At 52.2% G+C, this 10,465-nt stretch carries 8 protein-coding genes; 6 read left to right on the plus strand and 2 right to left on the minus strand.

Going from position 1 to position 10,465, the window contains the following annotated elements; translation table 11 throughout:
* The first annotated feature begins 725 nt into the window (after nucleotides 1-725).
* From ACYVDE_RS00735 to ACYVDE_RS00750, 4 genes are all read left to right on the plus strand, one after another.
* Nucleotides 726-3,827 (plus strand): T9SS type A sorting domain-containing protein, encoded by a 3,102-nt coding sequence (locus tag ACYVDE_RS00735; protein WP_460499560.1) that lies wholly within the window; start codon nucleotides 726-728, stop codon nucleotides 3,825-3,827.
* Nucleotides 3,828-4,034: 207 nt separating this feature from the next.
* Nucleotides 4,035-4,763 carry a porin family protein gene (locus ACYVDE_RS00740; RefSeq protein ID WP_460499561.1) on the plus strand — a complete coding sequence of 243 codons (729 nt, stop codon included), beginning with the start codon at nucleotides 4,035-4,037 and terminating at the stop codon, nucleotides 4,761-4,763.
* Nucleotides 4,764-4,910: 147 nt separating this feature from the next.
* Entirely contained in the window at nucleotides 4,911-5,195 is a 285-nt protein-coding gene (locus tag ACYVDE_RS00745) for a hypothetical protein (RefSeq protein WP_460499562.1), read from the plus strand.
* Between the two features lie 784 nt (nucleotides 5,196-5,979).
* Entirely contained in the window at nucleotides 5,980-6,699 is a 720-nt protein-coding gene (locus ACYVDE_RS00750; protein ID WP_460499563.1) for a hypothetical protein, read from the plus strand.
* Nucleotides 6,700-6,866: 167 nt separating this feature from the next.
* Here ACYVDE_RS00750 and ACYVDE_RS00755 read toward each other — a convergent pair whose 3' ends face one another.
* Together ACYVDE_RS00755 and ACYVDE_RS00760 are read right to left on the minus strand one after the other, a co-directional pair.
* Complete coding sequence (locus ACYVDE_RS00755; protein WP_460499564.1) at nucleotides 6,867-7,043, minus strand: hypothetical protein; 177 nt, start codon at nucleotides 7,041-7,043, stop codon at nucleotides 6,867-6,869.
* 58 nt (nucleotides 7,044-7,101) lie between these two features.
* The gene (locus ACYVDE_RS00760; RefSeq protein ID WP_460499565.1) at nucleotides 7,102-7,236 is read right to left on the minus strand and encodes a hypothetical protein; all 135 of its coding nucleotides are present in this window, start codon (nucleotides 7,234-7,236) and stop codon (nucleotides 7,102-7,104) included.
* Nucleotides 7,237-7,957: 721 nt separating this feature from the next.
* Here ACYVDE_RS00760 and ACYVDE_RS00765 point away from each other — a divergent pair.
* Together ACYVDE_RS00765 and ACYVDE_RS00770 are read left to right on the plus strand one after the other, a co-directional pair.
* Complete coding sequence (locus ACYVDE_RS00765; protein WP_460499566.1) at nucleotides 7,958-9,571, plus strand: T9SS type A sorting domain-containing protein; 1,614 nt, start codon at nucleotides 7,958-7,960, stop codon at nucleotides 9,569-9,571.
* A gap of 374 nt (nucleotides 9,572-9,945) precedes the next feature.
* The coding region (locus ACYVDE_RS00770) for a hypothetical protein (RefSeq protein WP_460499567.1) at nucleotides 9,946-10,465 on the plus strand (520 nt) is incomplete at its 3' end.

The following is a 10,465-nucleotide window of genomic DNA, read 5'->3' on the forward strand; positions in this document are numbered from 1 at the left end:
AAAGGTACAGCCAAGCGATGCCTCCACCTGCCCTCGGGCTCAAGGTGCATAGCCTCCTTAATCCAAAACCAGACAACTGTTGGCGAGGTTCGCCGCATGTTACCCGATGAGCCGGCGCTGAGTCAGGAGTAGGCGGCCTTGGTCGCGGCATGGCACGCGGCCGGGATGCGAACAATGCAAAGGGCAAGGCTTTTCGCTCTCAAAGGAGCCCGCCGCTTTGGCGTAGAGTAGTAGGCTAACTTTGTGCAAGAACTAATACCGCGCACTGGGACCCTGCTTCCGTAACCTGGGTTCGAGTCCCAGCAGCACTTCGGTGCTGTCGTCTAGGGGCTAGAACGCGGAGATTGCCGAAAGCCCAGCTCGCAAGGCTGGGCTTTCTTGTGTCTGCTCGCTACCTCACGCCGCCAAGCTGGGCCGATATGGGAGCGAAAGTTCACAAGGCATCGTTTACGCTGGTTACGCTCAAGAAGTACGAGCCACCGGCTAGAAACCCATTCTTTGACAGGACGCTGCGGCCTAGCCGACATGGCTACTAATATCACTCAAAGCCCCAGCCTGAATAGTTGGGGCTTTTTCGTAGCTTGCCTACTCACCATCGGTAAGCAAAAATGAATCTCATTCACAAACACTTCAAACTGCCCACTGGCAAGCTAATGCACGGGTTACACCAACCCAAATCAACTAGCATGGGTATCCATTTTAGTACCACTTTTTCAAGGACGAGCATGCATAAAATATTATCACTACTTGTTGGACTGACATTACTCATTCCATCATTAGCTGCGCAAACACCAAGTGGACTCGTCTTTGATGGTTACAATTCAACTACTGGCCACGTACCAAGAGCTACAATTGAAGCGTACTTATCAAAGGCGATGACCATGCAGAGTGTCATGCCTGGCCCGTTCGGTTTTAAGGACAGTACCAATAGTCTTCCCGTAACGCCTACGGAAATGGCAGAGGTAATGAGAAGCAAGCTGGAACTAATAGATGCAACTAGCCCTAAATACATACATAGGGCAGAAGGGCCTTGGGCCACTGACTGGGTTTATCGCTATCCATTTATTAATGGTGCAACATTCTTTCCAGGTGGCCATTGGGATAATTTACAAACTTTTACCAATCTGATTCACAACGGAATTACTACCAAAGACTATACATTTCAGCCTCATCCAGACATAATCTTAGAAGCTTGTTTATTTGAACAATTGGAATCAGGCGAAGACGCAATTATTTGTACAATACCAAAAAATGGGGACACGCAGTATTTATTTGATGGAATCCCAGAATTAAATAACGCCTCTGCATTTGATGTGAATCTACACGATATGCTTTATGAAGATACCAAGACGCTAATAACTCAAATTGGTCTCGCATCAGTCCCTAAGGGATTATTAATACCTGATATATCCAGATGGCAAACGCGAGCTTGGTTTTACTACAGAGCATGCGAGTTTATTAAACGAGGGTTTGAATCAATCCACATGGGCAGAATGGATATTATGCTGAAGAGGGATTGCGACAATATTCTTATCGGCGACTTAGTCGAAAAAATCCGAGCATTTGGCAAGCAAAATGCACGCAGAGGCGTTGTATTCCTAAATTCTGTTTTCACAGAAGACGATAGAGGCTTTGAATGCAATTCGTACACTTACAATGGGTATAGTCAATATGATATACTGCATAAAGAGGAGTATTTTCAAAAGAGCCAAGTTTACTATGCAGGCAGCCCAGTCAATAAAAAATTGCTTTGGGATTGGGGCTCGGCGGGTATAAATATGGTAGAAAACCTCTCGTTCAGCGGGCCCAATCAGCCAGGTGCGGTAACGGTTAATGATTTAAAAAACACAGTGATAATGAGCAAGTCCGACCCGACATACCTTGCTCAAGGCCAGAAAACTAATCCGCCATATGGCCTCGCCGCTGGTGGACAACATCCGCAAGGATGGCTCTGTGACCGACTGCCGTACTACGTTGAGTTCGATGTGTGGACTATTCTGCCCACGAATACTACTTCTAGCCTCGTACCGAATGACTATGGCCCCGTTTACGGGATGGATGACAGAAGTTGGTTTATGAGCATGCCTGAACAAGACCGCAAGGACTGGTTAAGGTATGCATATAGCAGAGTCAAATGCCTTGATAAAAACGCGTTTTTATCGATGCCGGGCTACTTTCCCACTTCTTATAAGTACAATTCTGGCAATCGAACATTTGAGCAATTGCCATTTTTGGCTAATGGTGCTGATTATAACTTGGTGCCAACCATAAATTATTTGTGGAATAATTTTCCGATGAACTCTGACAAAAATATGTTTACCAAAGTGAACAGCAGAGATTTGCATTCTTATCCAGCCAGCACCTTCTCATCAACGGAAAAGACATATGTAGGAGACTTTAATGGAGATGGTAAAAACGATGTGCTGGTGACTGCAAATGCTTCGAAGCAAGCGGGCACTATTGTTGGTAACTCCTTTGATGGAACCAAGCTTTATATATCTGATGGCAATGATTTCCAAGAGTACGATTACGATTTTAATCATCCCCTTCCAGGAAATCATTACCCCTCATGGGGTGAGCGAATCTATAGCGGTGACTTTGATGGAGACGGTGTCAAGAACGATATAGCAGTCACGGCTAACAGTGATTTAGGGGTTTCAGGAGTGGTAGGCACTAAGTTTTATAAAATAACTGCCTCTGCCTCTACCAAAACTTACTACTACACGGAGAGTGGCAGCATTAGTTTTCCAGGGGCAAACGAAGAAATTGAAGTCGGAAACTTTAATAGCAATTCTTCTTTACCAGATACGAAGGATGATTTGTTATCGTACTCAAAGGTGCCAAATGCTTGGTTAGGGTTCAAAATTACCATGAACTCATCAGGGGCATGGAGCGACGCCAATCCGTATGTGCACACCCAGTTGATTCAAAGCGTCACTACTAATGCCTCTGCTACAAACTGTAATTCTCCGTCTTGGGGTGAGAAGTATTATGTTGGCGACTTTAATGGCGATGGCATGCGCAATGAATTTTGCACGATTGCGAATAAGGCCGTAGGAGTTGACTGGCAGGGTATAAAAATGTATAGCGTCACTCTTGCGCCAGGTTCGTCGCTATTAAACACCGAATGCCAAGGACAACTTCCTTACAATAACAATTGGACTCCCTCTTGGGGAGAGTGCATCTACGTCGGCGATTTCAACGGAGACTTGAAGGACGACATTATCGCAACCGCGAACAAATCATTGGGAACGGATTGGCAGGGCTATAGGGTACTGACCAATAATTATGGTTCGGGTGTATATGGTTTTATCACAAAGGATGTAGCTGGTGGCAACGAACAATGCGCATTTCCATCGTGGGGAGAGCGTTTCTCAATTGGCGATTACAATGGAGATGGGGCTAGCGACTTTGTTGTAACTGCTAACTCAGGCTTAGGCATAAACTGGCCTGGCTGGGCAATGTACAGGTCGAACGGCTCAACCGGGGCTTTCCAAAGAACACTCCCCACTACTATGAGGGAAAGCCAAGCATTATTACGGTCGGTGACGCAGAGCGAGGCTGAAATTTTGCCTGCTATTCATCCGAACCCGGTAGCGATGGGGGGCACGGCCACGGTATCGTACTTCCTGAAAGTAGGCGCGACTGTCAGCGCCGATGTGCTTGACGGGGTGGGCCGGACGGTGCGGATGCTGACGGCCGGGCAGGTGCAAGGCGTTGGGTCGCACGCGCTGGCCGTGCCTACGTTGGGGCTGTCCGCTGGGCTTTACACCGTGCGGCTGGTGCATGATGGAGCTACGGAGTACCGCAAGCTGGCGGTGGAGTAAGTCGCACCCGTTATGATGGAACAGCCCCGGCCTCTTCCCAAGAAGCTGGGGCTGTTTGCGTTCACGCCTTATGCATTAGGTGCTGGCCTATTCACCTGCCGCTCGATAGGCTTCAGAGCGGCCAGGGGCCGCTAGCGCGGGGCTGGTCGTTGGGACGGGCACAACGTTGGCCGAAGAACGGGCAAAAGTTTTTCGTAGCTTGGCAGCATGAAAAAGTTAGTCGTTTTCGGCCTGCTATTAGTGGGCGGGGCTGCGCGGGGGCAGCAGGCTTCGCTCAGCTTTGGCCCGCGTGTGGGGCTGAATCTGGCCACATACCATTCAGCTCAATTGGCCAACAGCGAAACGCGGGGATACCGGGCCGGCTTCGAAGCGGGACTTGCGGGCACTGTGGGCTTCGGCCACTTGGCGCTCCAGGCCGCCGTGCTCTACGCGCAACGGGGCGCGACCAGCCACGCGGAGGTCACGTCCTATACAGGCACCGGGCCAGGGGTGGGCACCACGTTTGACGGCCACAGCCGACTCAATTACCTCACGGTGCCGGTAGCCCTGGCCTACACCCAGCACACAGACGGGCAAGGCGCACAGGTTTTCGCGGGCCCTTACTTCGGCCTCCTGCTGAATGGCCGCTACGACAACACGATTACCCCACAAGGCGCCGCGTCCATAAACGCTTCCGGGGCCATCACCCCGGTGAACAACGCAGGACCCGACCTGGCTACCAACACCGGTGGCGCCTATACCCGGCGCTTCGACGCGGGCCTGCAAGGCGGTGTGGGCTACCGCTACCACGGCTTACTCGTGCAGGCCAGCTACAGTTTGGGCCTGCTGAACCTCGCGCCGAGCTACACCTACAACATGGTGCCGGTGAGCAGCCGTCCCCACTATAACCGGGCTTTTCATGCAACCCTTACCTACTTGTTTGCCCTGAAAGGCTAACCTCCACGAAAAATCGATTCCTCTCCTGGCTGCCGTGGCGGGGCTAACCTACTAAACAGGTTTTGCTCCACCGCTCCTTGCCGCGCTGAACAAACAGCCCCGAACTGATGAGGTTTGGGGCTGTTTCGCGCCCCTCCCCTACCTTGCGTGCCCGGACTATCTACCCTAGCCGCCGTGAATTCCTACCACTTCAACCAACTGCACCACAAGGTGCAACTCGCCGCCGTGTTTCATCTCGGCACCTTCTTGGCCACGCGCTGGCAAGCCGAAAGCGAAGCAGTCAACCTCTACGCCATGCCGGGCAATTTCTTTGTGGAGCTTACTTACGACACGGCCACCAACGGGCTGCTCGACTTGCGCAGCTTCCGCAACACCGCGGGCCTGGCGGCCTACGCCGTAAGCGTACAGTTGCCGGACTGGCTGAACTGCTAACCCCACTACCCTGACCTGATGCGCCGCCAACCCGCCCGCCACTGCCTCGGCTACCACCGTACGCTCACGCGCCACCGGCACCGCAACCGCAGATTGGTCCGGCTGGGCGTGGTGGTGCTCGCCATTGAAGCAATCGCTGGGATTTCGTAGCTTGCTGGCTCACCCTTACTTAGCAGCATGTCCAAAACAGCAACTGACCTGGAAGGAATTGCCAGGGCCGGAGGAGGTATGAGCCTCGACGCAACTCAATACACCACTACCGCTCTGCAAGGAATTGGGCGCGCCGCCAGTTCCTCGGGGGCAACGATAGTCATCAGAAATGCGGGAACTAAGACTACCACGGACCTACAGGCAATCGCTCGGACCTCACCGGGTAATTTCATCTTTGAACTGTGAAAGTAGTGAGTTCCGACTCGCCAAAGAGCAAGGGCTTTTTTGTAGCTTACCGGCAAGCTTAACACTATCTTAATGGCCAAGCAACCAGCATCCAAACCAGTAACCCCTCAAAAGACTGCGCCAAGCAGTCCGCCCCCTCGTCCGCGGGAGCGAGAAGTGGCAAAAAATCCACCTAAAACTTCACCTTCACCTAAAAAGCGAGAGAAAACATGAGCAAACCCCAAACGCCATCGCCGCCACCTCCGCCGCCGCAACGTGAAATCCGGGAGTACACCCCGCCGCCAGTGGCTCCGCCCCGCCCACAGATTCAGACGGAGCAAAAATAGATTTTCACGCAGCCCCGGTTCAGCAAGAGCCGGGGCTGCTTTATTTCGCCAAATCTCTACCCATGACGACAGAACGCCCCAAAGCAGAGTTTGACTGGCTTACCTTCCTATCCAACTGGCATGAGAAGGAATACGAGCGGCGCTATACCCTTGAGAACGTATTGGTAACGCCGATTACCCTGCTGACGGGCGCATACGGGCTTACTTACTTGCTTGCCAGCCAATACGACTACAAACACACCAATAATTGGGCGCTGGTGCTTTTTGGCTTGGCCCTGCTCGCGGGGTTTGTCTTGACCTGCCAGTCCACGTTTTTTGCGTACAAGTCCTACGCAGTACTTAAGAATGGGGTGTACAAAGGCATTCCGGACGCGACAGCGCTACGCAAACATATGGATGACTTGGTTCTATATTACAGGCAGAACGAGCCCACAGCCGATGGAGTCCAAGAGTTCAAGGATTATTTTGTTGACCTGCTCGCTCAGCAAATCACGGTTAACGTGGTCAACAACGATAACCGGACAGTGAATCTGCAAAAGTCCAAAAAACCCATCGCGCGGGCCTTTATTGCGTTGGCTGTTGGCTTGCTGTGCTTCTTCGTTAATCAATGGTCGAAGCCCGACACCGTTTATCAAGTAGCTATTATTCCTCAACCTTCAACCTCCGTGAGCAAGACCACTACGTCGCCCCCGCAGACAGTGCCGTTGCGACGCCCGACGCCTCCGCCGCACCGCGAAAAATTGGACATTCCTCCGCCTAATCAACCAACGCTTGAAAGATGAACAAGCCCGCACTTTCCCTGCCTAAGCTGCCCCCAGAGAAATCAAACCGCTCGTTCCTATACATATACAAAGGCCATAAACCAAGTAAATAGGACCGCCAAGTCACAGAACAGCCCCGGCTTCTTTGGTGAGGCCGAGGCTGTTCTGTGTTTAACACCCTCATTCGCTTATCGCGGTGGGGCCGCCACATACAACATTTGGTACGAAGCCAACGCCAGCTTCAGCCAGTCGATGCGCGCCTTCAGCCGCAAATCGTGCATCTGCATACTCGGGGCGTACACCGTGATGCCGGCCCGCCGCAGCTCGACCTCGTAGGTGAGCTGCAAAGGCGTTTGGTTCGGCAACTCGGAGCGATAGAGCAGGGCGGGCAGTTGCTAGCTTTCGCGCTCAAAAAAACAGGTACTAGGGCAGCACCTCCACGTCGTCATTCCGAATCTCGATGCGGCGTAGGTCGGGGTAGTCATTAAGCGCCGACTCCAAAATAATGGTCTGCTCGTTGTGGGCCAGTTCGCGCCGGTCCTTGGTGACGAGATGCAAGAAGGGAAATACAGCGTCTCAGTGAGCGGATTGAGCAGGGCTAAAGTCAGTTGAGCCAATATTTTGCGGGCCAGCTACCCTATAGCTTATCCTCGGCTAGCACTATAATGAATGGCTACTCTATAATGAAAAATCGACTGTATAAGCGTTCAAACAAGCAGATTGGCAAGTGCATACACATTTTAAGCGCGAAAATTAAATTCATTTAAACAGGTAGCAAATAGTAGCTTTTGAATTACTTGAATATAAGTACATTTAGGCTTCACCTTCCATATCACATTTTCCAGCCAGTTTATGAAAAAAGCAATTACTGTTGCGCTAGCAATGGCGGCTTGCGTGCACTCACCTGCACAAGCTCACAAAGAATGGGTACACCAGTACATGGTCAAAGAAGCATACTTGTTTCTGCGCAACCTAATTGGACCTGTTCCTGTCCTAGAGGGCTCTGTGGGCCTTAACTACCATGGGATTGGCACCGAAAACGTGGTTTTTGATACCCGTTTTCCTCAAGTCGGAGTTGGCGCGTGGCGCGAGGATAACGAAGACTTAGTGTATGGTTTGGGCACGTCTGCTGGCAATGGCGTAACCCCATCAATCACCCATTTCTGGAAGGCTGACCGGGGCGATAATGCCCGCTCGCTACAGTACAGTATTGACCCCAATTCAACTGTGCCCAATGCATGGGAGAAAGCGCGTGCTTACCTATTCTCCCAAGACCGCGATGGCCACGCTTCCCGAGTTCTACAAAGGATATTATTTCCTCGAAGCAATTACGGACCTTGATGGCAACAACCGGGTTGAATATTACCATCAATCCCGGTACGACCCATCGTTCTCGCACCCTGTGGCACTTCAACTGTTGGGCCGGGTCGCGCACCTGCTTGGGGACATGAGCGTGCCCGCCCATGTTCATGTTCACTTGCACCCGTGCCCGGCAGGACAACCCGATTATTACGAGAACAACATGGGTGGCGTCTGGTACGATAACAATGGAATATTTGACTGCGAAGACGACCCTGGGGGAACATATCCTGCACAGCAATGGACCGCAGGCACTGCTGCGCAGACGGGTGGGCTCCTGCAAGAGATTCAATGCATGCCCACAGACATGGACCGCATGCGGTACCTCTTTTACACCACGAATCAACTGGCAGATTTCTTTTCGAGCGGTGTCAACGAGCCATGGTTTTTTGACCAAGATTGGCGAGGGTTTGGCCCTTCTTGGAATAATACTACTTTATGGTTGGGCAATGATTATCTACCAAACGGAACCAATCCATATTTGGCCGCGCGTTACGCGGCACTGACGCACGAGGACCATATAAAGTACAGGGACGTGGCAAATGAAACATTCAATTTTAGCATCCGCGCCGTTGCTTCTTTGTTTCAATGGTTTTCTGTAAACGCTGGACTGATGCAAGACTGGGAGAATACCCGAATCACTGCGACATCTAGCCAGTATGTGTTGTGTGCAGGCGGAGCATCCCGGACATTTCAATTGCCGCCTAACTTGATTGGTACAACCGTCACATGGGATGTTCAACCGTCGTTGGCGGCCACCGGAACGGTAATATCTACCGCCCCACACACTTACCAAGTATCGCCCACCACCGACCCCTCGAATGGCCCAGTTGTAGTCACCGCTACGTATAGTCGTCCCTGCATAGCAAACCCTGTTACCGTCAGCAAAGCTTTGTGGAAGGGCTTGCCAGTTGTCTCTATCGAAGACCGTGACCCCGGAACTCCGGCTAGTGTAGAACCATCCACTTCTTCTGACGTCATCGCACAAGTGCAGAACGAAGAGGCCAATGGCACCCTTACCTTCGTGTGGACCTCGGACTCAAATGACCGAGGGGGCGTGTCTGGAAACTCAACGGGGGGAGCCTCAGTCACCAATCCACGGGATTTTGGCGAAACTCTCGAAGTAACAGTTCAAGTAACCAACGAGTGCGGCACAGGCAGTGCCACCCGTACTTTTGGAACTCGTTTTTTGAATCCAGGAGATGATTGCTTAATATGTCCTCCGAGTGCAGCCACTCCCAAGGGTGAGAATAAATCAAGTGCAGCAACGTCGCTCAGGCCGTTAACTTTTGACGTCTTTCCAAACCCGAGTAGTGGCAGCTTCAAGATACAGTATAAAGGCGGGGGCAACCAAGACCAAGCACTCCCGACTTATGTTCTGTTGGATGCATTAGGCAGAGCAGTCGTTCAAGGAATCCTTGCGGATACAGAAACGGTCGTAGACACGCATTTACTGCCTTCTGGCTTATTCCTACTGCAAATCTCGCACGGCTCCAAAACCGTTTCTAAGCGGTTAATGCTTGGTGAGCACTAAAAGCCCAAGGCAATGAGGGCGTGACTACAACCATATGGTAATCCTCACGAACATTTTAATTGCCATATGCGAAGTGAATTTGATTCACGAATAGGGCTTTAATGAAGTGACACACTGGCAAGCCGCTGAAATATTAACCTCGCAGATAAAAGTCAAAACAGCCCCGGCCCACTAGTCGGGGCTGTTTCGCGCCCCTTCCCTACCCTGCGTGCCCGGACTATCTACCCAAGCCGCTAGACCATGACATTCGACTTGCGATGTATGAGATAGAACAAATTAAGGCCAGGTTGCTCCGCCTAGAATTAGGCGGCGGCTGCCATTTATAACAGGTTGCAGACGGCTGCATTATCTTGTAAAAGATAATCAGCCTTACCGTGCCTGAGAACCAGTCTACCAAACGCACCATCCGGGCCACCGTTGCCCGTGCTCCTCGCACCATCCACGCCGGCTCATACACGGCCGGCACTACGCCCCAACTCCACGGCCGAGCCAGCAATAAGACGCTGCAATACTTGGCTGACATGGAGCCTACGGATGCCGGACAACAAGCCTTCTGGCGCGAAGCCCTGACCGGCATTCCACACCCGCTCGACGCTAATCAAACACTGAACTACGGGCAGCTACAAGACCTTGTGCATGGCCCGCAGGGCGCCGCAGCCGTGGACGCCTACGCCGCCGCCAACAAACTTACCGCCCGCCCTGCGGCAGCCACTTACCAGCAAGCCATGTTCGACCAGGCCAAAGCCCGGTTATTGGTCCGCGCCGCTGAGAAGCCCGGCGAGTATGCGTTCCCGGCATCGGCCGATGCCGCCCGCCGCGCTCCCAATACCGCCCGCGCCATTGCCCACGGCGACTACGTGCAGCCCGAGGCCATGCAGAACGCCGCCTCGCTGG

It is taken from the genome of Hymenobacter agri (assembly GCF_054778495.1).